Origin of the sequence: Pseudomonas sp. MPFS (assembly GCF_022537035.1) — a bacterium.
GTDB classification, from domain to species: domain Bacteria; phylum Pseudomonadota; class Gammaproteobacteria; order Pseudomonadales; family Pseudomonadaceae; genus Aquipseudomonas; species Aquipseudomonas sessilinigenes.
Genome location: NZ_CP066123.1, coordinates 4518362 through 4539827 on the forward strand (window position 1 = coordinate 4518362; position 21466 = coordinate 4539827).

18 protein-coding genes are annotated in these 21466 nt (G+C 62.3%); all 18 read left to right on the forward strand.

Annotated features, from left to right (window positions below; genetic code table 11):
- The first annotated feature begins 51 nt into the window (after window positions 1-51).
- Window positions 52-1422, forward strand: coding sequence for an adenylosuccinate lyase (gene purB / locus I9018_RS20725; protein WP_068582263.1), 1371 nt, complete (start codon window positions 52-54; stop codon window positions 1420-1422).
- Window positions 1423-1505: 83 nt separating this feature from the next.
- Window positions 1506-2675 (forward strand): cupin domain-containing protein, encoded by a 1170-nt coding sequence (locus I9018_RS20730; RefSeq protein WP_068582261.1) that lies wholly within the window; start codon window positions 1506-1508, stop codon window positions 2673-2675.
- Window positions 2668-3090 carry a GNAT family N-acetyltransferase gene (locus tag I9018_RS20735; protein WP_241107389.1) on the forward strand — a complete coding sequence of 141 codons (423 nt, stop codon included), beginning with the start codon at window positions 2668-2670 and terminating at the stop codon, window positions 3088-3090. The genes I9018_RS20730 and I9018_RS20735 overlap by 8 nt, the downstream gene beginning before the upstream one ends.
- A gap of 169 nt (window positions 3091-3259) precedes the next feature.
- Window positions 3260-4030, forward strand: coding sequence for a secretin N-terminal domain-containing protein (locus I9018_RS20740; RefSeq protein ID WP_241107390.1), 771 nt, complete (start codon window positions 3260-3262; stop codon window positions 4028-4030).
- A gap of 484 nt (window positions 4031-4514) precedes the next feature.
- The gene (aceA, locus tag I9018_RS20745) at window positions 4515-5840 is read left to right on the forward strand and encodes an isocitrate lyase (RefSeq protein ID WP_068582254.1); all 1326 of its coding nucleotides are present in this window, start codon (window positions 4515-4517) and stop codon (window positions 5838-5840) included.
- Window positions 5841-6452: 612 nt separating this feature from the next.
- Entirely contained in the window at window positions 6453-6866 is a 414-nt protein-coding gene (locus tag I9018_RS20750; RefSeq protein WP_022639645.1) for an NADH-quinone oxidoreductase subunit A, read from the forward strand.
- Window positions 6867-6876: 10 nt separating this feature from the next.
- A complete protein-coding gene (locus tag I9018_RS20755) occupies window positions 6877-7551 on the forward strand; it encodes an NADH-quinone oxidoreductase subunit B (RefSeq protein ID WP_022639646.1) in 675 nt (224 codons plus the stop codon).
- A gap of 71 nt (window positions 7552-7622) precedes the next feature.
- Window positions 7623-9404 carry an NADH-quinone oxidoreductase subunit C/D gene (nuoC, locus tag I9018_RS20760; RefSeq protein ID WP_068582251.1) on the forward strand — a complete coding sequence of 594 codons (1782 nt, stop codon included), beginning with the start codon at window positions 7623-7625 and terminating at the stop codon, window positions 9402-9404.
- Window positions 9405-9406: 2 nt separating this feature from the next.
- Window positions 9407-9904: an NADH-quinone oxidoreductase subunit NuoE gene (nuoE, locus tag I9018_RS20765; protein ID WP_012313767.1), complete on the forward strand. Its 498-nt coding sequence runs from the start codon at window positions 9407-9409 to the stop codon at window positions 9902-9904.
- Window positions 9901-11280, forward strand: a complete 1380-nt coding sequence (nuoF, locus tag I9018_RS20770) for an NADH-quinone oxidoreductase subunit NuoF (RefSeq protein WP_022639648.1) — start codon at window positions 9901-9903, stop codon at window positions 11278-11280. The genes nuoE and nuoF overlap by 4 nt, the downstream gene beginning before the upstream one ends.
- 132 nt (window positions 11281-11412) lie before the next feature.
- On the forward strand, window positions 11413-14127 hold the full coding sequence (nuoG, locus tag I9018_RS20775; RefSeq protein WP_241107391.1) for an NADH-quinone oxidoreductase subunit NuoG: 2715 nt from the start codon (window positions 11413-11415) through the stop codon (window positions 14125-14127).
- Window positions 14124-15131: an NADH-quinone oxidoreductase subunit NuoH gene (gene nuoH, locus I9018_RS20780; RefSeq protein WP_022639650.1), complete on the forward strand. Its 1008-nt coding sequence runs from the start codon at window positions 14124-14126 to the stop codon at window positions 15129-15131. Before nuoG ends, nuoH begins: the two co-directional genes overlap by 4 nt.
- An 11-nt stretch (window positions 15132-15142) precedes the next feature.
- Window positions 15143-15691, forward strand: coding sequence for an NADH-quinone oxidoreductase subunit NuoI (gene nuoI / locus I9018_RS20785; protein WP_022639651.1), 549 nt, complete (start codon window positions 15143-15145; stop codon window positions 15689-15691).
- Between the two features lie 9 nt (window positions 15692-15700).
- Entirely contained in the window at window positions 15701-16201 is a 501-nt protein-coding gene (gene nuoJ, locus I9018_RS20790) for an NADH-quinone oxidoreductase subunit J (protein ID WP_068582499.1), read from the forward strand.
- A gap of 4 nt (window positions 16202-16205) precedes the next feature.
- Window positions 16206-16514 carry an NADH-quinone oxidoreductase subunit NuoK gene (gene nuoK, locus I9018_RS20795; protein ID WP_022639653.1) on the forward strand — a complete coding sequence of 103 codons (309 nt, stop codon included), beginning with the start codon at window positions 16206-16208 and terminating at the stop codon, window positions 16512-16514.
- Window positions 16511-18364, forward strand: a complete 1854-nt coding sequence (nuoL, locus tag I9018_RS20800; protein ID WP_068582502.1) for an NADH-quinone oxidoreductase subunit L — start codon at window positions 16511-16513, stop codon at window positions 18362-18364. Before nuoK ends, nuoL begins: the two co-directional genes overlap by 4 nt.
- A gap of 39 nt (window positions 18365-18403) precedes the next feature.
- Window positions 18404-19936, forward strand: a complete 1533-nt coding sequence (gene nuoM, locus I9018_RS20805) for an NADH-quinone oxidoreductase subunit M (protein WP_068582505.1) — start codon at window positions 18404-18406, stop codon at window positions 19934-19936.
- A gap of 7 nt (window positions 19937-19943) precedes the next feature.
- On the forward strand, window positions 19944-21407 hold the full coding sequence (nuoN, locus tag I9018_RS20810; protein ID WP_241107392.1) for an NADH-quinone oxidoreductase subunit NuoN: 1464 nt from the start codon (window positions 19944-19946) through the stop codon (window positions 21405-21407).
- The last annotated feature ends 59 nt before the right edge of the window (window positions 21408-21466 follow it).

Sequence of the window (21466 nt, forward strand, 5' to 3'; positions counted from 1 at the left end):
TCATGTATGATACGCGCCCCATTTCGTTGCCCGACTGTCCGAGAACACCCCATGCAGCTCTCTTCGCTCACTGCGGTTTCCCCTGTTGACGGCCGCTACGCCGGCAAAACCCAGGCCCTGCGGCCTATTTTCAGCGAATACGGCCTGATCCGTGCTCGCGCCCTCGTTGAAGTACGCTGGCTCCAGCGCCTGGCTGCCCACAACGCCATCAGCGAAGTACCGGCCTTCTCCGCCGAAGCCAACGCCGTACTCAACGCGCTGGCAGAAAACTTCACCCTTGAGCACGCCGAGCGTGTCAAGGAAATCGAGCGCACCACCAACCACGACGTCAAGGCCATCGAGTACCTGCTCAAGGAGCAAGCTGCCAAGCTGCCCGAGCTGGCCAAAGTCAGTGAGTTCATCCACTTTGCCTGCACCAGTGAAGACATCAACAACCTGTCCCACGCCCTGATGCTGCGCGAAGGCCGCGACGAAGTGATGCTGCCGCTGATGCGCCAGACCGCCAACGCCATCCGCGAACTGGCGATCCGCTTCGCAGAAGTGCCGATGCTCTCGCGCACCCATGGCCAGCCGGCTTCGCCGACTACCCTGGGCAAGGAATTGGCCAACGTGGTGTACCGCCTGGAGCGCCAGATCGCTCAGGTCGCTGCCGTACCGCTGCTGGGCAAGATCAACGGCGCCGTAGGCAACTACAACGCCCACCTGTCGGCCTATCCGGACATCGACTGGGAAGCCAACGCCCGCGCCTTCATCGAAGACGAGCTGGGCCTGGCCTTCAACCCCTACACCACGCAGATCGAACCGCACGACTACATCGCCGAGCTGTTCGACGCCATCGCCCGCTTCAATACCATCCTGATCGACTTCGACCGCGATGTCTGGGGCTACATCTCCCTGGGGTATTTCAAGCAGAAGACCATCGCTGGCGAAATCGGCTCTTCGACCATGCCGCACAAGGTCAACCCGATCGATTTCGAGAACTCCGAAGGCAACCTGGGCATCGCCAATGCGCTGTTCCAGCACCTGGCCAGCAAACTGCCAATCTCCCGCTGGCAGCGCGACCTGACCGACTCCACCGTGCTGCGCAACCTGGGCGTCGGTTTTGCCCACAGCGTGATTGCCTACGAGGCCAGCCTGAAGGGCATCAGCAAGCTGGAGCTCAATGCACAGAAAATCGCCGAGGACCTGGACGCCTGCTGGGAAGTACTGGCCGAGCCGATCCAGACTGTAATGCGTCGCTACAACATCGAAAACCCGTACGAAAAGCTCAAGGAGCTGACTCGCGGCAAAGGCATCAGCCCCGAGGCACTGCAGACTTTCATCGACGGCCTGGACATGCCAGCCGCGGCCAAGGCCGAGCTCAAGCAGCTCACCCCGGCCAACTACATCGGCAACGCCGTGGCCCAGGCCAAGCGCATCTGACGTAGCGCTTGATTTTTCGACGCCCGGCCGCGCCGGGCGTTTTTATTCCTGCTAGAAAAATACATTTTTTCAATAGGTTACACATGAATCCTGATACTCCTCTGCAACTTCTGGGCGGCCTCACCGCACGGGAATTCCTGCGTGACTACTGGCAGAAGAAACCGCTGCTGGTCCGCCAGGCAATACCTGACTTCCAAAGCCCGATCGACGCCGACGAGCTCGCCGGCCTCGCCCTGGAAGAGGAAGTCGAATCACGCCTGGTGATCGAGAACGGCGAACGCCCCTGGGAACTGCGTCGCGGCCCCTTTGCCGAAGACGAGTTCAGCAAACTGCCGGAGCGCGACTGGACCCTGCTGGTCCAGGCCGTCGACCAGTTCGTCCCAGAAGTCGCCGAGTTGCTGGAGCAGTTCCGCTTCCTGCCCAGCTGGCGCATCGACGATGTGATGATCAGCTTCGCGGCCCCGGGCGGTAACGTCGGCCCGCACTTCGACAACTACGATGTGTTCCTGCTGCAGGGCCAGGGCAAGCGCAACTGGAAAGTTGGCCAGATGTGCGACTCCGACAGCCCGCTGATGCAACATGCGGACCTGCGCATCCTCGCCGAATTCGAAGAAACCGAAAGCTGGGTACTGGAGCCGGGCGACATGCTGTACCTGCCGCCGCGCCTGGCCCACTACGGCATTGCCGTGAACGACTGCATGACCTACTCGGTAGGCTTTCGCGCACCAAGCGCCGCCGAAGTGCTGACCCACTTCACCGACTTCCTCAGCCAGTTCCTGCCGGACGAAGAGCGCTACACCGACGCCGACGCACAACCGGCCATCGATCCGCACCAGATCCAGCGCGATGCCCTCGATCGCCTCAAGAGCCTGCTGGCCGAACACATGAGCGACGAACGCTTGCTGCTGACCTGGTTCGGCCAGTTCATGACCGAACCTCGCTATCCAGAACTGGTAGCAGGCCCGGAGGCGCTGGAGGAAGAGGACCTGCTCGACAGCCTGGAACAGGGTGCCGTGCTGATCCGTAATCCAAGCGCACGCCTGGCCTGGTCCGAGGTGGATGAAGACTTGTTACTGTTTGCCAGCGGCCAAAGCCGCCTGCTTCCCGGTAAACTGCGCGAACTGTTGAAAATGATTTGCGCCGCTGATGCCTTGCATGTCGACAATCTTGGCCCCTGGCTGGCAGATGACGATGGGCGCGGCCTGCTGTGCGAACTGATCAAGCAAGGGAGCCTGGGATTTGCCGATGAATAAGACTCACGTACGTGTCGCAGACTGGCAAAGGGATAACGCCGAGATCCGGCGCATTCGTGAAGCGGTATTCATTGCCGAACAATCGGTTCCACCCGAGCTGGAGTGGGATTCCGACGACAATGGCGCCGTGCATTTCCTGGCTTTCGAAGGCGATTTCGCCATCGGCACCGCACGCCTGCTACCCGACGGTCACGTCGGCCGGGTCTCGGTGCTCAAGGACTGGCGCGGCCTGAAGGTCGGCGATGCGCTGATGCGCGCAGTGATCGACGAAGCCGAGAAGCGCGGCCTGAAGCAGCAGATGCTCAGCGCCCAGGTCCAGGCCACGCCGTTCTACGAGCGCCTGGGCTTCTCCATCGTCAGCGAGGAATTCCTCGAAGCAGGCATCCCCCACGTCGACATGGTGCGCGGCGCCTGATAGCCCACTCGCCCACGCGTGCAACAGACGCCCCGCCATCCCCTGCGCCCTCGAGGCCAGGACCAGGATGGCGGGGCGTTTTGCCGTCCAGGATTCAACTTGCCCCACCCCAGGCCGACAAAGTGTCAAACTCAAAGCCTTACGCCAGCTATTCGCGGAGATAACGGATATGTCCCTACGCACCCTACTCACGACACTGCTGCTGACCTTCAGTTGCTCAGGCATGGCGGCCACCGAAATCGTGCCCCTGAACAATCGCACCAGTGCCGACCTGCTGCCGGTGGCACAGAATTTCCTCGGCAAGGATGGCAAGGTCAGCACCTATGGCAACCAGTTGATCGTCAACGCCGAGCCGGGCCGTATCGCTGAACTGCGCGCCTTTCTCGCCCAACTCGACACCCCCGCCAGACGCCTGCTGATCACCGTCGACACCAACGAGAACAACTTCCAGGACAACCAGGGCTACACCGTCAACGGCGCACCGCAGGCCCGCATCATCAACCGCAGTACCGAGAGCCGCGACGGCGGAATCCAGCAGGTCCAGGCCAGCGAAGGCGTACCGGCGCTGATCCAGGTCGGCCAGAGCGTGCCCCTGACCAGCACCCAGACCGACTCCTATGGCCGCCTGCTCAATCAGACCCAGTACCGTAATGTCACCCAGGGGTTCTATGTCACGGCCAGCGTGACCGGGCAAACCGTGCACCTGGCCATCAGCACCAATCGCGACCGCATGAGCCAGGAGCGCCCCGATGTAGTGAACGTGCAAAGCACCGACACAACGGTCAGCGGCCGGCTGGGCGAGTGGATCACCCTGGCCGGCGTCAATCGCCAGACCCAGGCCGACAAACAGGGCCTGGGCCGCAGTTACTCGACCCAAGGCCGGGATGACATGACGTTGCGAGTCAAGGTCGATGCCCTGGACCAAAGCACCGAAAACTGACTGATTAGTCGTCTTAGACCAAAGATGTAGTGCCTTGAAAAAAGCACTACAAAACATTTGACGAGGCAAAAAACCGCGGGCATGATGGCCTCGCTCCCGCTAATCAGGGGCCCTGGCAAGGGCCTTCGGATCGTTGCTCTAACCCACCCACCTGAGCCGATTCGTGTCTGTACCGCCCACAAGGTGTGTTTGACGAGATTGCGACTGGAACGAAGTTGTCCCGAGGGACGGAAGCGTAATTAGGTAGATCGGCAACACACTGAAGGAACGCACCAAGGCCCACGACGCCCGAATGCGCCCGCAGCTCGCCTCCACCTGCTCACTTTCCCCTCGAGCCCATCGTTCGACCGTCGCACTCCCGCCAGACTCGACTTGAGCATCCAGCCTCTGGTCAGCGAGCAGCCTTCTACGCACTTTTTCAGGACCTGCGTAATCGGCGGAGCAGGAATTTTCCACCAAGACCTATGCGACGAGGTTTATCTCCATGGCACTGACACGCGAACAGCAAATTGCAGCCCTCGAAAAAGACTGGGCCGAAAACCCGCGCTGGAAAGGCGTGACCCGTACCTACTCCGCCGCCGATGTCGTTCGCCTGCGCGGTTCCGTCCAGCCAGAGCACACCCTGGCCCGCATGGGTGCGGAAAAACTGTGGAACCTGGTGACCAAGGGTGCCCACCCATCCTTCCGCCCGGAAAAAGACTTCGTCAACTGCATGGGCGCCCTGACCGGCGGCCAGGCCGTGCAACAGGTCAAGGCTGGCATCCAGGCCATCTACCTGTCCGGCTGGCAAGTGGCTGCCGACAACAACTCGGCCGAATCCATGTACCCAGACCAGTCGCTGTACCCGGTGGACTCGGTTCCAACCGTGGTCAAGCGCATCAACAACTCGTTCCGTCGTGCCGACCAGATCCAGTGGAAAGCCGGCAAGAACCCAGGTGACGAAGGCTACGTCGACTACTTCGCACCGATCGTGGCTGACGCCGAAGCCGGTTTCGGCGGCGTCCTGAACGCCTACGAGCTGATGAAGAACATGATCGAGGCAGGCGCCGCCGGCGTTCACTTCGAAGACCAGCTGGCTTCCGTGAAGAAGTGCGGCCACATGGGCGGCAAGGTACTGGTTCCAACCCAGGAAGCCGTACAGAAGCTGACCGCTGCCCGCCTGGCGGCCGACGTTGCCGGCGTACCGACCATCATCCTGGCCCGTACCGACGCCAACGCCGCTGACCTGCTGACCAGCGACTGCGATCCATACGACCAGCCATTCGTGGTGGGCGAGCGCACCCAGGAAGGTTTCTACAAAGTACGCGCCGGCCTCGACCAGGCTATCGCCCGCGGCCTGGCCTACGCGCCATACGCCGACCTGATCTGGTGCGAAACCGCCAAGCCGGACCTGGACGAGGCCCGTCGCTTCGCCGAGGCGATCAAGAAGGAGTACCCGGACCAGATCCTGTCGTACAACTGCTCGCCTTCCTTCAACTGGAAGAAGAACCTGGACGACGCCACCATCGCCAAGTTCCAGCGCGAACTGTCGGCAATGGGCTACAAGCACCAGTTCATCACCCTGGCCGGCATCCACAACATGTGGCACGGCATGTTCAACCTGGCACACGACTACGCCCGCAACGACATGACCGCCTACGTGAAGCTGCAGGAGCAGGAATTCGCCGACGCCTCCAAAGGCTACACCTTCGTGGCACACCAGCAGGAAGTGGGCACTGGCTACTTCGACGACATGACCACCGTGATCCAGGGTGGCAAGTCCTCGGTAACCGCCCTGACCGGCTCCACCGAAGAAGAGCAGTTCCACTGATCCAGGCATCACGCCCTGATCAAGCGGCCAATGCAGACCCGGTAAGAACAACTGCATTGCTGTAAATCTGACGCCCCGACTGGTTCGGGGCGTTTTTTTGCCCGCGGCTTCCCCGATCACTCCACGCAACGCACTTGCGGGACACAGGGCATCGATCTGCCGGGCGCAGGATCCCGACACAGGACCACTGCGGCATAAAAATCATCGAAACATTGACCCAGGGCGGTATCGCCGCCGGTAAAACGGGTTAAAAGGTGCGCCCCTGCTACTTGCAGTAACAGGGATATAACAAGCAACTTTCCCGCTCATCGAAGGGAAGCACTTTTAAATAGCCTCTAAACAATATTGATTATCATTTAGATATTGCATTCTTCGTTACAGCAGCAACAAAACATAATTAACGAAATCTCCGCTAATGCCCGCAGGCTGCGGCTTGCGGGGCTGCTGAGGTGAGCTATGTCCTTATTACGATAAACAATTTCGCTTCAGAAATTTTACTTGCCCGGTGTTTAGCCATAAAATCAGCGCGATTGATTGCACTGCGACATATCGTCACTGTTTTATCTCTTTTTCAAGCTCAGAGACTCTTGCTCTCTGTTAAGGATTACCAGCATGCCCGAAGCGACAGGACTCATGGCCCACAACTGGGGCTTTGCCATTTTCCTTCTGGGTGTTGTCGGCCTCTGCGCCTTCATGCTCGGCCTCTCCAGCCTGCTCGGGTCAAAAGCCTGGGGCCGCAGTAAAAACGAACCGTTCGAGTCCGGCATGCTACCTACCGGTGGCGCCCGCTTGCGGCTCTCAGCCAAATTCTATCTGGTCGCGATGCTCTTCGTGATCTTCGATATCGAAGCCCTATTTCTCTTTGCCTGGTCTGTGTCCGTCCGCGAAAGCGGCTGGACCGGATTCGTCGAAGCTCTCGTTTTCATAGCAATTCTGTTGGCAGGTCTTGTCTACCTTTGGCGAGTGGGGGCTCTTGACTGGGCTCCGGAAGGTCGTCGTAAGCGGCAGGCGAAGCTAAAACAATGAGGCTTTGGCGATGCAATACAATCTCACCAGGATCGACCCTGATGCTCCTAACGACCAATATCCAATCGGCCAACGGGAAACCGTTGCCGATCCGTTAGAGGATCAGGTCCACAAAAACATCTTCATGGGCAAGCTGGAAGACGTGCTGAGTGGCGCGGTCAACTGGGGTCGCAAGAACTCCCTGTGGCCGTACAACTTCGGTCTCTCCTGCTGCTACGTGGAAATGACCACCGCCTTCACGGCGCCCCACGACATCGCGCGCTTTGGCGCCGAGGTTATCCGGGCATCGCCACGCCAGGCGGACTTCATGGTCATTGCCGGTACCTGCTTCATCAAGATGGCACCGATCATCCAGCGTCTCTACGAGCAAATGCTCGAGCCCAAGTGGGTCATCTCCATGGGTTCGTGCGCCAACTCCGGTGGCATGTACGACATCTACTCCGTAGTTCAGGGGGTGGACAAGTTCCTGCCCGTGGACGTCTACGTACCTGGCTGCCCGCCCCGTCCCGAGGCATTCCTGCAGGGCTTGATGCTCTTGCAAGAATCCATTGGCCAGGAGCGTCGCCCACTTTCCTGGGTCGTCGGCGACCAAGGCGTGTATCGCGCTGAAATGCCGTCGCAGAAGGAACAGCGCCGCGAACAGCGTATTCAGGTCACCAACCTGCGCAGCCCTGACGAAGTCTGATCCAGATCTGTTCTTAACCAAGAAACGACACTGGCTTCACTCTTTACGTTGACCGAAAGCGATAAAAAACCATGACTACAGGCAGTGCTCTGTACATCCCGCCTTATAAGGCTGACGACCAGGATGTGGTCGTCGAACTCAATAACCGTTTTGGCGCCGAGGCGTTCACCGCCCAAGCCACCCGCACCGGCATGCCGGTGCTTTGGGTTACCCGCTCCAAGCTCGTCGAAGTCCTGACCTTCCTGCGCAACCTGCCCAAGCCATACGTCATGCTCTATGACCTGCACGGCGTGGACGAGCGCCTGCGCACCAAGCGCCAGGGCCTGCCGGATGCCGACTTCAGCGTCTTCTACCACCTGTTGTCGATCGAACGAAACAGCGACGTGATGATCAAGGTGGCCCTGTCCGAGGGCGACCTGAACCTGCCCTCCGTCACCAGCATCTGGCCCAACGCCAACTGGTATGAACGCGAAGTCTGGGACATGTTCGGCATCGATTTCGCCGGCCACCCTCACCTCTCGCGGATCATGATGCCGCCGACCTGGGAAGGTCACCCGCTGCGCAAGGACTTCCCGGCCCGCGCCACCGAATTCGACCCGTTCAGCCTGAACCTGGCCAAGCAGCAACTGGAAGAAGAAGCCGCCCGCTTCCGCCCTGAAGACTGGGGCATGAAGCGTTCCGGGGCCAACGAGGACTACATGTTCCTCAACCTGGGACCGAACCACCCTTCGGCCCACGGTGCCTTCCGCATCATCCTGCAACTGGACGGTGAAGAGATCGTCGACTGCGTACCGGACATCGGCTACCACCACCGTGGTGCCGAGAAGATGGCCGAGCGCCAGTCCTGGCACAGCTTCATTCCCTACACCGACCGTATCGACTACCTCGGCGGGGTGATGAACAACCTGCCGTACGTGCTCTCGGTCGAGAAGCTGGCCGGCATCAAGGTGCCGGAGAAGGTCGACACCATCCGCATCATGCTGGCCGAGTTCTTCCGGATCACCAGCCACCTGCTGTTCCTGGGTACCTACATCCAGGACGTGGGCGCCATGACCCCGGTGTTCTTCACCTTCACCGACCGCCAGCGCGCCTACAAGGTCATCGAGGCCATCACCGGCTTCCGCCTGCACCCGGCCTGGTATCGCATCGGCGGCGTGGCCCATGACCTGCCGCGCGGCTGGGACAAGCTGGTCAAGGAGTTCGTCGATTGGCTGCCCAAGCGCCTCGACGAATACACCAAGGCCGCCCTGCAGAACAGCATCCTCAAGGGCCGGACCATCGGTGTCGCCGCCTACAACACCAAGGAAGCCCTGGAGTGGGGCACCACCGGTGCCGGCCTGCGTTCCACCGGTTGCGACTTCGACCTGCGCAAGGCCCGTCCATACTCGGGCTACGAGAACTTCGAGTTCGAAGTCCCACTGGCCCACAACGGCGATGCCTACGACCGCTGCATGGTCCGCGTCGAGGAGATGCGCCAGAGTATCCGCATCATCGACCAGTGCATGCGCAACATGCCGGAAGGCCCGTACAAGGCGGATCATCCGCTGACCACGCCGCCGCCGAAAGAGCGCACCCTGCAGCACATCGAGACCCTGATCACGCACTTCCTGCAAGTTTCGTGGGGCCCGGTGATGCCGGCCAACGAATCCTTCCAGATGATCGAGGCCACCAAGGGCATCAACAGTTACTACCTGACGAGCGACGGCGGCACCATGAGCTACCGCACCCGGATCCGCACCCCAAGCTACGCGCACCTGCAGCAGATCCCTTCGGTGATCCGCGGCAGCATGGTCGCGGACTTGATCGCGTACCTGGGCAGTATCGACTTCGTTATGGCTGACGTGGACCGCTAAGCATGAACAGCACGCTTATCCAGACAGACCGTTTCGCCCTGAGCGAAACCGAGCGCTCGGCCATCGAGCACGAGATGCATCACTACGAGGACCCGCGCGCGGCGTCCATCGAGGCCCTGAAGATCGTCCAGAAGGAACGTGGCTGGGTGCCGGACGGCGCCATCTATGCCATCGGCGAAGTGCTGGGCATCCCCGCCAGCGACGTCGAGGGCGTGGCCACCTTCTATAGCCAGATCTTCCGCCAGCCAGTAGGCCGCCACATCATTCGCGTGTGCGACAGCATGGTTTGCTACATCGGTGGCCACGAGTCGGTAGTCAGCCAGATCCAGAGTGAGCTGGGCATCGGCCTCGGCCAGACCACCGCCGACGGTCGCTTCACCCTGCTGCCGGTGTGCTGCCTGGGCAACTGCGACAAGGCCCCGGCGCTGATGATCGACGACGATACCTTTGGCGACGTGCAACCTGCCGGCGTCTCCAAGCTGCTGGAGGGTTACGTATGACCATTACTTCCTTCGGCCCGGCCAACCGCATCGCGCGCACCGCCGAAACCCACCCGCTGACCTGGCGCCTGCGTGACGACGGCGAGCCGGTCTGGCTGGCCGAGTACGAGTCCAAGAACGGCTATGCCGCTGCCCGCAAGGCACTGGCGCAGATGTCCCAGGACGATATCGTCCAGGCCGTCAAGGACTCCGGCCTCAAGGGGCGTGGTGGTGCAGGCTTCCCCACTGGCGTGAAGTGGGGCCTGATGCCCAAAGACGAATCCATGAACATCCGCTACCTGCTGTGCAACGCGGACGAAATGGAACCCAACACCTGGAAGGACCGCATGCTGATGGAGCAACAGCCCCATCTGCTGGTCGAAGGCATGCTGATCAGCGCCCGTGCGCTGAAGGCCTACCGCGGCTACATCTTCCTGCGTGGCGAGTACACCACCGCGGCCAAGCACTTGAACCGTGCCATCGAGGAAGCCAAGGCCGCAGGCCTTCTGGGCAAGAACATCCTCGGCTCGGGCTTCGACTTCGAGCTGTTCGTGCACACCGGTGCCGGTCGCTACATCTGCGGTGAAGAAACCGCGCTGATCAACTCCCTGGAAGGCCGTCGCGCCAACCCGCGCTCCAAGCCGCCCTTCCCTGCCGCCGTCGGCGTGTGGGGCAAGCCGACGTGCGTGAACAACGTCGAGACCCTGTGCAACGTGCCGGCCATCGTCGCCAACGGCAACGACTGGTACAAGTCGCTGGCCCGCGAAGGCAGCGAAGACCATGGCACCAAGCTGATGGGCTTCTCCGGCAAGGTGAAGAACCCGGGCCTGTGGGAACTGCCGTTCGGCGTTACCGCCCGCGAGCTGTTCGAAGACTACGCCGGCGGCATGCGCGATGGCTTCAAGCTCAAGTGCTGGCAGCCAGGCGGCGCCGGTACCGGCTTCCTGCTGCCCGAGCACCTGGATGCGCAAATGTACGCCGGCGGCATTGCCAAGGTGGGCACCCGTATGGGTACCGGCCTGGCCATGGCGGTGGACGACAGCGTCAACATGGTGTCCTTGCTGCGCAACATGGAAGAGTTCTTCGCCCGTGAGTCGTGCGGCTGGTGCACCCCGTGCCGCGACGGTCTGCCATGGAGCGTGAAGATGCTGCGCGCCCTGGAAAAAGGCCAAGGCCGCGCCGAAGACATCGAGACCCTGCTGGGTCTGGTCAACTTCCTCGGCCCAGGCCGTACCTTCTGTGCTCACGCACCGGGTGCCGTCGAGCCATTGGGCAGTGCCATCAAGTATTTCCGGTCCGAGTTCGAGGCCGGTGTCGCTCCGGCAAGTGCTGGCGACGCCCTGCGCCCGAACCTGGCCAAGCCAATCCAGGCCGGGCCGATCGTGGTCGGCGCATAACAAGATGAATCGCGGATGGTCCGTGCCATCCGCCGGCCTCGCGGCCCGCCCGACTCGTTCGGTGCGGGCCGCAGGCCCACCGATTTCCATTAGCCACGCCCGCTCACGCGGGCCAACGAAGAACTTTGAACCATGGCCACTATCCACGTAGACGGCAAAGCGCTCGAAGTCAACGGTGCGGACAACCTGCTACAGGCTTGTCTGTCACTCGGCCTCGACATCCCCTATTTCTGCTGGCACCCGGCGCTCGGTAGCGTCGGCGCCTGCCGGCAGTGTGCGGTCAAGCAGTACACCGACGAGAACGACACCCGCGGTCGTATCGTCATGTCCTGCATGACCCCTGCCTCCGACGGCACCTGGATCTCCATCGAAGACGAGGAATCCAAGGCGTTTCGCGCCAGCGTCGTCGAATGGCTGATGACCAACCACCCGCACGACTGCCCAGTGTGCGAGGAAGGCGGTCACTGCCACCTGCAGGACATGACGGTAATGACCGGCCACAATGAACGCCGCTACCGTTTCACCAAGCGTACCCACCAGAACCAGGAGCTCGGCCCGTTCATCGCCCACGAGATGAACCGCTGCATCGCCTGCTATCGCTGCGTGCGCTACTACAAGGATTACGCTGGCGGCACCGACCTGGGTGTCTACGGCGCCCACGACAACGTGTACTTCGGTCGCGTCGAAGATGGCGTGCTGGAAAGCGAATTCTCCGGCAACCTCACCGAGGTCTGCCCGACCGGTGTGTTCACCGACAAGACCCACTCCGAGCGCTACAACCGCAAGTGGGACATGCAGTTCTCGCCGAGCATCTGCCATGGCTGCTCCAGCGGCTGCAACATCAGCCCCGGCGAGCGCTACGGTGAACTGCGACGCATCGAGAACCGCTTCAACGGTTCGGTCAACCAGTACTTCCTCTGCGACCGTGGCCGCTTCGGTTATGGCTACGTCAACCGCAAGGACCGTCCTCGCCAGCCACGCCTGGCCGACGGCACCCAGCTGAACCTGGACCAGGCCCTGGACCAGGCTGCCGACCTGCTGCGCGGACGCAACATCGTCGGTATCGGCTCGCCACGCGCCAGCCTGGAAAGCAACTATGCGTTGCTGGAACTGGTCGGCGCCGAGCACTTCTACTCTGGCATCGAAGCCAGCGAGCTGGAGCGCATCCGCCTGGCGATGCAAGTGCTCAAGGACAGCCCGCTGCCGATTCCCAACCTGCGTGAAGTCGAAGACCACGACGCGGTGTTCGTCCTCGGCGAGGACCTGACCCAGACCGCCGCCCGCATGGCCCTGGCCCTGCGCCAGTCGGTCAAGGGCAAGGCCGAGGAAATGGCCGACGCCATGCGCGTCCAGCCATGGCTCGACGCCGCGGTGAAGAACATCGGCCAGCACGCGCTGAACCCGCTGTTCATCGCCAGCCTGGCTGCAACCCGCCTCGACGACGTCGCCGAAGAGTGTGTGCACGCCGCTCCCGACGACCTGGCCCGCATCGGTTTCGCCGTGGCCCACGCCATCGACGCCAGCGCGCCGGCAGTGGAAGGCCTGGACCGCGAGGCCCAGGAACTGGCCCAGCGTATCGCCGATGCCCTGCTGGCAGCCAAGCGCCCGCTGATCGTGTCCGGTACCTCCCTGGGTTCCAAGGCACTGATCGAGGCCGCGGCCAACATCGCCAAGGCCCTGAAGCTGCGCGACAAGGCCGGCTCCATCAGCCTGGTGGTGCCAGAGGCCAACAGCCTCGGCCTGGCCATGCTCGGTGGCGAATCGGTGGACGCGGCCCTGCAAGCGGTGATCGACGGCCGTGCCGACGCCATCGTGGTCCTGGAAAACGACCTGTACACCCGCACCGACGCCGCCAAGGTGGATGCCGCACTGAGCGCCGCCAAGGTAGTGATCGTGGCCGACCACCAGCAGACCGCTACCGTGGAACGCGCGCACCTGGTGCTGTCCGCGGCGAGCTTCGCCGAAGGCGATGGCACTCTGGTCAGCCAGGAAGGCCGCGCCCAGCGCTTCTTCCAGGTCTTCGACCCGACCTACCTGGACGCCAGCATCATGGTCCACGAAGGCTGGCGCTGGCTGCACGCCCTGCGCAGCACCCTGCTGAACAAACCGGTGGACTGGACCCAACTGGACCAGGTGACCGCTGCCTGCGCCGCGAGCAACACGCAACTGGCCAGCATCGTCGATGCCGCGCCGTCCGCTGCGTTCCGCATCAAGGGCTTGAAGCTGGCCCGCGAACCGCTGCGCTACAGCGGCCGGACCGCCATGCGCGCCAACCAGAGCGTGCACGAACCGCGTACTTCGCAAGACCCGGATACCGCCTTCGCCTACTCCATGGAAGGTTACTCGGGCTCCGCCGAGCCGCGTTCGCAAGTGCCATTCGCCTGGTCGCCGGGCTGGAACTCGCCGCAAGCCTGGAACAAGTTCCAGGACGAAGTCGGCGGCCACCTGCGCGCCGGTGATCCGGGTACCCGCCTGATCGAAAGCCAGGGCGATCGCCTGAGCTGGTTCGCCAGCGCACCGAAGGCTTTCTCCCCGGCCCAGGGCACCTGGCAGGCCGTGCCGTTCTACCACCTGTTCGGCAGCGAGGAGAACTCCTCGAAGGCCGCTCCGGTACAAGAACGCATTCCAGCCGCCTACGTGGCCCTGGCCAAGTCCGAGGCCGACCGCCTGGGTGTCAACGATGGCGCCATGCTCGCGATCAACCTGGCTGGCCAGACCCTGCGCCTGCCACTGCGGATCAACGAAGAGCTGGGTGCCGGCCTGGTGGCCCTGCCTGCCGGCCTGGCCGGAATTCCTCCGGCATTCGCAGGCAAATCCGTTGACGGTCTGCAGGAGGCGGCGCAATGAGTTGGTTTACCCCTGAAGTGATCGACGTGATCCTCACAGTCGTCAAGGCGATCGTCATCCTGCTGGCGGTGGTGATCGCCGGTGCGTTGCTGAGCTTCGTCGAACGTCGCCTGCTGGGCTGGTGGCAGGACCGCTACGGTCCGAACCGCGTTGGCCCGTTCGGCATGTTCCAGATCGCTGCCGACATGCTGAAGATGTTCTTCAAGGAAGACTGGACCCCGCCGTTCGCCGACAAGGTGATCTTCACCCTGGCACCGGTGGTGGCCATGAGCGCCCTGTTGATCGCCTTCGCGATCATCCCGATCACCCCGACCTGGGGTGTCGCGGACCTGAACATCGGCCTGCTGTTCTTCTTCGCCATGGCTGGCCTGTCGGTCTACGCGGTGCTGTTCGCCGGCTGGTCGAGCAACAACAAGTTCGCCCTGCTGGGCAGCTTGCGTGCCTCGGCCCAGACCGTGTCCTACGAAGTGTTCATGGGCCTGGCGCTGATGGGCATCGTGGCCCAGGTCGGTTCGTTCAACATGCGCGACATCGTCGAGTACCAGGCGCAGAACCTGTGGTTCATCATTCCGCAGTTCTTCGGCTTCTGTACCTTCTTCATCGCAGGCGTGGCCGTGACTCACCGTCACCCCTTCGACCAGCCCGAAGCGGAACAGGAACTGGCCGACGGTTACCACATTGAATATGCCGGCATGAAGTGGGGCATGTTCTTCGTTGGCGAATACATCGGCATCATCTTGATCTCGGCACTGCTGGTCACCCTGTTCTTCGGTGGCTGGCACGGTCCGTTCGGCATCCTGCCGCAACTGTCCTTCGTCTGGTTCGCTTTGAAAACCGCGTTCTTCATCATGCTGTTCATCCTGCTGCGCGCCTCGATCCCGCGCCCACGCTATGACCAGGTGATGGACTTCAGCTGGAAGTTCTGCCTGCCGCTGACCCTGATCAATTTGCTGGTGACCGCTGCGCTCGTGCTCTACAACGCGCCAGCCGTTGCGGCCCAGTGAGGATTTGACCCATGTTCAAATATATTGGCGACATCGTGAAGGGTACTGGTACCCAGTTGCGCAGCCTGGTCATGGTCTTCGGCCATGGCTTTCGCAAGCGCGACACCCTGCAATACCCGGAAGAGCCGGTGTACCTGCCGCCCCGCTACCGTGGTCGCATCGTACTGACCCGCGATCCCGACGGCGAAGAGCGCTGCGTAGCCTGCAACCTGTGCGCGGTGGCCTGCCCGGTGGGCTGCATCTCGCTGCAAAAAGCTGAAACCGAAGACGGTCGCTGGTACCCGGACTTCTTCCGCATCAACTTCTCGCGCTGCATTTTCTGTGGTCTCTGCGAGGAAGCCTGTCCGACCACCGCGATCCAGCTGACACCGGATTTCGAGATGGCCGAGTTCAAACGTCAGGACCTGGTTTACGAGAAGGAAGATCTGCTGATCTCCGGTCCCGGAAAGAACCCTGATTACAACTTCTATCGTGTTGCAGGTATGGCCATTGCCGGTAAGCCCAAAGGCACCGCGCAGAACGAAGCCGAGCCGATCAACGTGAAGAGCTTGCTGCCTTAAGGAAGAACGATGGAATTCGCTTTCTATTTCGCGTCAGGTGTTGCGGTGGTCTCCACGCTTCGTGTGGTGACCAATACCAACCCTGTGCACGCCCTGCTCTACCTGATCATTTCGCTGATCGCCGTGGCGATGACCTTCTTCAGCCTCGGCGCGCCGTTCGCCGGAGCCCTGGAAGTGATCGCCTACGCCGGCGCCATCATGGTGCTGTTCGTATTCGTGGTGATGATGCTCAACCTCGGTCCGGCTGCCGTCCAGCAAGAGCGTATCTGGCTCAAGCCGGGTATCTGGATCGGGCCGGTGATCCTCGCTGCCCTGCTGCTGGCCGAACTGCTGTACGTCCTGTTCAGCCACCAGAGCGGTGCCGGTATCGGTCAAACCACCGTAGGCGCCAAGGCCGTGGGCATCAGCCTGTTCGGTCCTTACCTGCTGGTAGTCGAACTCGCCTCGATGCTGCTGCTCGCCGCAGCCGTCACGGCGTTCCACTTGGGCCGCAACGAGGCGAAGGAGTAATACGATGCCTACTATCCCTCTCGAGCATGGGCTGGCGGTTGCCGGCATCCTGTTCTGCCTCGGTCTGGTCGGCCTGATGGTCCGCCGTAACATCCTCTTCGTGTTGATGAGCCTGGAAGTGATGATGAACGCCTCGGCACTGGCCTTCATCGTCGCTGGCGCCCGCTGGGCGCAGCCGGATGGACAAGTGATGTTCATCCTGGTGATCAGCCTGGCAGCCGCCGAGGCCAGTATTGGCCTGGCGATCCTGCTGCAGCTGTATCGCCGCTTCCACACTCTCGACATCGATGCTGCCAGTGAGATGCGCGGATGAACCTTCTCTTCCTGACTTTCGTCTTCCCCCTGATCGGCTTCCTGCTGCTGTCGTTCTCCCGCGGGCGGTTCTCGGAGAACCTGTCCGCGCTGATCGGCGTAGGCTCGGTAGGCCTCTCGGCCGCCACCGCCGCCTACGTGATCTGGCAGTTCAATGTCGCCCCGCCAGCAGGCGGCGCGTACAGCCAGCTGCTATGGCAGTGGATGTCGGTGGACGGCTTCGCGCCGAACTTCACCCTGTACCTGGACGGCCTCTCGGTGACCATGCTCGGCGTAGTCACCGGCGTCGGCTTCCTGATCCACCTGTTCGCGTCCTGGTACATGCGTGGCGAAGCCGGCTACTCGCGGTTCTTCTCCTACACCAACCTGTTCATCGCCAGCATGCTGTTCCTGATCCTCGGCGATAACCTGCTGTTCATCTACTTCGGTTGGGAAGGCGTGGGCCTGTGCTCGTACCTGTTGATCGGTTTCTACTACAGCAACCGCAACAACGGTAACGCCGCACTCAAGGCCTTCATCGTCACCCGTATCGGCGACGTGTTCATGGCCATCGGCCTGTTCATCCTGTTCCAGCAACTGGGCACCCTGAACGTCCAGGAACTGCTGGTGGCCGCGCCGCAGAAGTTCCAGGCAGGTGACTTCTGGATCACCCTGGCGACCCTGATGCTGCTCGGCGGCGCGGTCGGTAAATCGGCCCAGCTGCCGCTGCAGACCTGGTTGGCGGACGCGATGGCGGGCCCGACCCCGGTTTCGGCACTGATCCACGCCGCGACCATGGTGACCGCGGGTGTCTACCTGATCGCCCGTACCCACGGCCTGTTCACCCTGGCGCCGGAAATCCTGCACTTGGTGGGCCTGGTCGGCGGCGTGACCCTGGTACTGGCCGGCTTCGCCGCGCTGGTACAGACCGACATCAAGCGCATCCTCGCCTACTCGACCATGAGCCAGATCGGCTACATGTTCCTGGCCCTGGGCGTGGGTGCCTGGGATGGCGCGATCTTCCACCTGATGACCCACGCCTTCTTCAAGGCCCTGCTGTTCCTGGCCTCTGGTGCGGTGATCGTGGCCTGCCACCACGAGCAGAACATCTTCAAGATGGGCGGCCTGTGGAAGAAACTGCCCCTGGCCTACGCCAGCTTCATCGTCGGTGGTGCGGCCCTGGCGGCCCTGCCTCTGGTGACCGCCGGCTTCTACTCCAAGGACGAGATCCTCTGGGAAGCCTTCGCCAGCGGCAACCAAGGCCTGCTGTATGCCGGCCTGGTGGGTGCGTTCATGACCTCGCTGTACACCTTCCGCCTGATCTTCATCGCCTTCCACGGTGAAGCCAAGACCGAAGCCCACGCCGGCCACGGCATTTCCCACTGGCTGCCGCTGGTGGTGCTGATCGTGCTGTCCACCGGTATCGGCGCGATGATCACTCCGCCCCTGCACGGCGTGCTGCCTCTGAGCGCCGGCCATGCTGGCGGCGAAGCCAAGCACAGTCTGGAAATCGCCTCGGGCGCCATCGCCCTGGCCGGTATCCTGCTGGCTGCCCTGTTGTTCCTTGGCAAGCGTCGCGTGGTAACCGCCATCGCCAACAGCGGCATCGGACGTCTGCTCTCGGCCTGGTGGTTCGCCGCCTGGGGCTTCGACTGGATCTACGACAAACTGTTCGTCAAGCCATACCTGGCGATCAGCCATGTACTGCGCAAGGACCCGCTCGATCAGACCATCGGTTTGATCCCGCGTATGGCCAAGGGGGGCCACAACTCCCTGAGCCGTACCGAAACCGGTCAACTGCGTTGGTACGCCGCTTCGATGGCCGCCGGTGCCGTGCTGGTCATCGGTGCCATTGTGCTGGTAGCGGTCTGATATGAACCTTGCGAACTTGCGAAAGGAATTGAGCCCGTCATGATTCTGCCTTGGCTAATCCTGATCCCCTTCATCGGCGGCCTGCTGTGCTGGCTGGGTGAGCGCTTCGGCGCCACCCTCCCCCGCTGGATTGCGCTGTTGACCATGACCCTGGAACTCGCCCTCGGCCTCTGGCTGTGGGCCCACGGTAACTATTCATTTGCTCCGGCGCCTGGCGCCGATCCAACTTGGGCCATCGAGTTCAAGCACCAGTGGATCCAGCGCTTCGGCATCAACGTGCACCTGGCCCTGGACGGCCTGTCGCTGTTGATGATCCTGCTGACCGGCCTGCTGGGTATCCTCTCGGTACTCTGCTCCTGGAAAGAAATCGAGCGTCACGTGGGCTTCTTCCACCTGAACCTGATGTGGATCCTGGGCGGCGTTGTCGGCGTGTTCCTGGCGCTGGACCTGTTCATGTTCTTCTTCTTCTGGGAAATGATGCTGGTGCCGATGTACTTCCTCATCGCGCTCTGGGGTCATAGCTCGGCCGATGGCAAGAAGACCCGGATCTACGCGGCGACCAAGTTCTTCATCTTCACCCAGGCTTCCGGCCTGATCATGTTGGTGGCGATCCTGGGCCTGGTGCTGGTCAACTTCAACAACACCGGGGTAATCACCTTCGATTACGCCCAGTTGCTGAAGACCAAGATGTCCACCGCCACCGAGTACATCCTGATGCTCGGCTTCTTCATCGCCTTCGCGGTGAAGCTGCCGGTGGTGCCGTTCCACTCCTGGTTGCCTGACGCTCACGCCCAGGCACCGACCGCCGGTTCCGTGGACCTGGCCGGTATCCTGCTCAAGACCGCGGCCTATGGCCTGCTGCGCTTCGCCCTGCCGTTGTTCCCCAACGCTTCGGCGGAGTTCGCACCGATCGCCATGACCCTGGGCCTGATCGGGATCTTCTACGGTGCCTTCCTGGCCTTCGCCCAGACCGACATCAAGCGCCTGATCGCCTTCTCCAGCGTGTCCCACATGGGCTTCGTGCTGATCGGCATCTACTCCGGCAGCCAGCAAGCCCTGCAAGGCGCGGTGATCCAGATGCTGGCCCACGGTGTTTCGGCAGCCGCGCTGTTTATCCTCAGCGGCCAGCTGTACGAGCGCACCCATACTCGCGACATGCGTGAAATGGGCGGCCTGTGGTCGCGTATCGCCTACCTGCCGGCCATCAGCCTGTTCTTCGCAGCCGCCTCCCTGGGCCTGCCGGGCACCGGCAACTTCGTCGGCGAGTTCCTGATCCTGATCGGTACCTTCGTCAGCGCGCCATGGATCACTGCGATCGCCACTTCCGGCCTGGTGTTCGGCTCGGTCTACTCGCTGATCATGATCCACCGTGCCTACTTCGGCCCGTCCAAGTCGGATGCGGTGCTGCACGGCATGGATGCTCGCGAACTGATCATGGTGCTGGGACTGGCGGTACTGCTGATCTACATCGGCGTATACCCGCAACCGTTCCTCGATACCTCTGCCGCCACCATGCATGGCGTGCAGCAATGGCTCAGCACCGCCTTCACTCAACTCGCTTCGGCCCGGTAAGAGCGCTATGGACTTTACGATTCAACACTTTATCGCCCTGGCGCCGCTGTTGATCACCAGCGCCACCCTTGTGGTGGTGATGTTGGCGATCGCCTGGCGTCGCAACCACTCCCAGACCTTCCTCCTCTCGGTGGCGGGTCTGAACCTGGCATTGCTGTCGATCTTCCCGGTGCTGAAAGTGGCACCCTTGGCGGTCACGCCGCTGTTGCAGATCGACCAGTTCGCCTGCCTGTACATGGCCCTGATCCTGGTGGCCACCCTGGCCTGCGTCACCCTGGCCCACGCCTACCTGGGCGATGGTGGCAGCGGTTACCCGGGCAACCGCGAAGAGCTGTACCTGCTGATCCTCCTGGCCGCCGCCGGTGGCCTGGTGCTGGTCAGCGCGCAGAACCTGGCCGGCCTGTTCATCGGCCTGGAACTGCTGTCGGTACCGGTCTACGGCCTGGTGGCCTATGCCTTCTTCAACAAGCGCTCCCTGGAAGCCGGCATCAAGTACATGGTGCTGTCGGCCGCCGGCTCGGGCTTCCTGTTGTTCGGCATGGCCCTGCTCTACGCAGAAGCCGGCAGCCTGAGCTTCAGTGGCATCGGCCATGCCCTGGCGGCCACCGGCCTGCCAAGCCCGCTGGCGCAACTGGGCCTGGGCATGATGCTGATCGGCCTGGCGTTCAAGCTGTCGCTGGTGCCCTTCCACCTGTGGACCCCGGACGTCTACGAAGGGGCCCCGGCACCGGTGGCGGCCTTCCTGGCCACCGCCAGCAAGGTCGCGGTGTTCGCCGTGCTGGTGCGCTTGTTCCAGCTGTCGCCAGTGGCCAGCAGCGGCGTCCTGAGCAACGTCCTGACCGTGATCGCCATTGCCTCGATCCTGGTGGGTAACCTGCTGGCGCTGACCCAGAGCAACCTCAAGCGCCTGCTGGGTTACTCGTCCATCGCCCACTTCGGTTACCTGCTGATCGCCCTGGTGGCGAGCAAGGGCCTGGCGATGGAAGCCATCGGCGTGTACCTGGTCACCTACGTGATCACCAGCCTGGGCGCCTTCGGCGTGATCACCCTGATGTCCTCGCCCTACAAAGGTCGCGACGCCGACGCCCTGTACGAGTACCGCGGCCTGTTCTGGCGCCGTCCGTACCTGACCGCCGTGCTCACCGTGATGATGCTGTCCCTGGCCGGTATCCCGCTGACCGCGGGCTTCATCGGCAAGTTCTACATCATCGCCACCGGTGTCGAAGCGCACCAATGGTGGCTGGTAGGCTCGCTGATCCTGGGTAGCGCCATCGGCGTGTTCTACTACCTGCGCGTGACGGTCACCCTGTACCTGATCGAGCCGAACCTGCGTCGCGTCGATGCCCAACTGCACTGGGAACAGAAAGCCGGTGGCGTCATGCTGCTGGCCATCGCGGTGCTGGCGTTCTTCCTCGGCGTGTACCCGCAGCCACTGCTGACCCTGGTCCAGCATTCCGGCCTGGCGGGCTGATCGCCCAAGCGACAACGCTCCAAACAGAACGGCACCTTCGGGTGCCGTTTTTTATTTCA

Coding starts and splice junctions, on each gene's coding strand:
- purB (WP_068582263.1), top strand. CDS start 52: ATGCAGCTCTCTTCGCTCACTGCGGTTTCCCCTGTTGACGGCCGCTAC.
- I9018_RS20730 (WP_068582261.1), top strand. CDS start 1,506: ATGAATCCTGATACTCCTCTGCAACTTCTGGGCGGCCTCACCGCACGG.
- I9018_RS20735 (WP_241107389.1), top strand. CDS start 2,668: ATGAATAAGACTCACGTACGTGTCGCAGACTGGCAAAGGGATAACGCC.
- I9018_RS20740 (WP_241107390.1), top strand. CDS start 3,260: ATGTCCCTACGCACCCTACTCACGACACTGCTGCTGACCTTCAGTTGC.
- aceA (WP_068582254.1), top strand. CDS start 4,515: ATGGCACTGACACGCGAACAGCAAATTGCAGCCCTCGAAAAAGACTGG.
- I9018_RS20750 (WP_022639645.1), top strand. CDS start 6,453: ATGCCCGAAGCGACAGGACTCATGGCCCACAACTGGGGCTTTGCCATT.
- I9018_RS20755 (WP_022639646.1), top strand. CDS start 6,877: ATGCAATACAATCTCACCAGGATCGACCCTGATGCTCCTAACGACCAA.
- nuoC (WP_068582251.1), top strand. CDS start 7,623: ATGACTACAGGCAGTGCTCTGTACATCCCGCCTTATAAGGCTGACGAC.
- nuoE (WP_012313767.1), top strand. CDS start 9,407: ATGAACAGCACGCTTATCCAGACAGACCGTTTCGCCCTGAGCGAAACC.
- nuoF (WP_022639648.1), top strand. CDS start 9,901: ATGACCATTACTTCCTTCGGCCCGGCCAACCGCATCGCGCGCACCGCC.
- nuoG (WP_241107391.1), top strand. CDS start 11,413: ATGGCCACTATCCACGTAGACGGCAAAGCGCTCGAAGTCAACGGTGCG.
- nuoH (WP_022639650.1), top strand. CDS start 14,124: ATGAGTTGGTTTACCCCTGAAGTGATCGACGTGATCCTCACAGTCGTC.
- nuoI (WP_022639651.1), top strand. CDS start 15,143: ATGTTCAAATATATTGGCGACATCGTGAAGGGTACTGGTACCCAGTTG.
- nuoJ (WP_068582499.1), top strand. CDS start 15,701: ATGGAATTCGCTTTCTATTTCGCGTCAGGTGTTGCGGTGGTCTCCACG.
- nuoK (WP_022639653.1), top strand. CDS start 16,206: ATGCCTACTATCCCTCTCGAGCATGGGCTGGCGGTTGCCGGCATCCTG.
- nuoL (WP_068582502.1), top strand. CDS start 16,511: ATGAACCTTCTCTTCCTGACTTTCGTCTTCCCCCTGATCGGCTTCCTG.
- nuoM (WP_068582505.1), top strand. CDS start 18,404: ATGATTCTGCCTTGGCTAATCCTGATCCCCTTCATCGGCGGCCTGCTG.
- nuoN (WP_241107392.1), top strand. CDS start 19,944: ATGGACTTTACGATTCAACACTTTATCGCCCTGGCGCCGCTGTTGATC.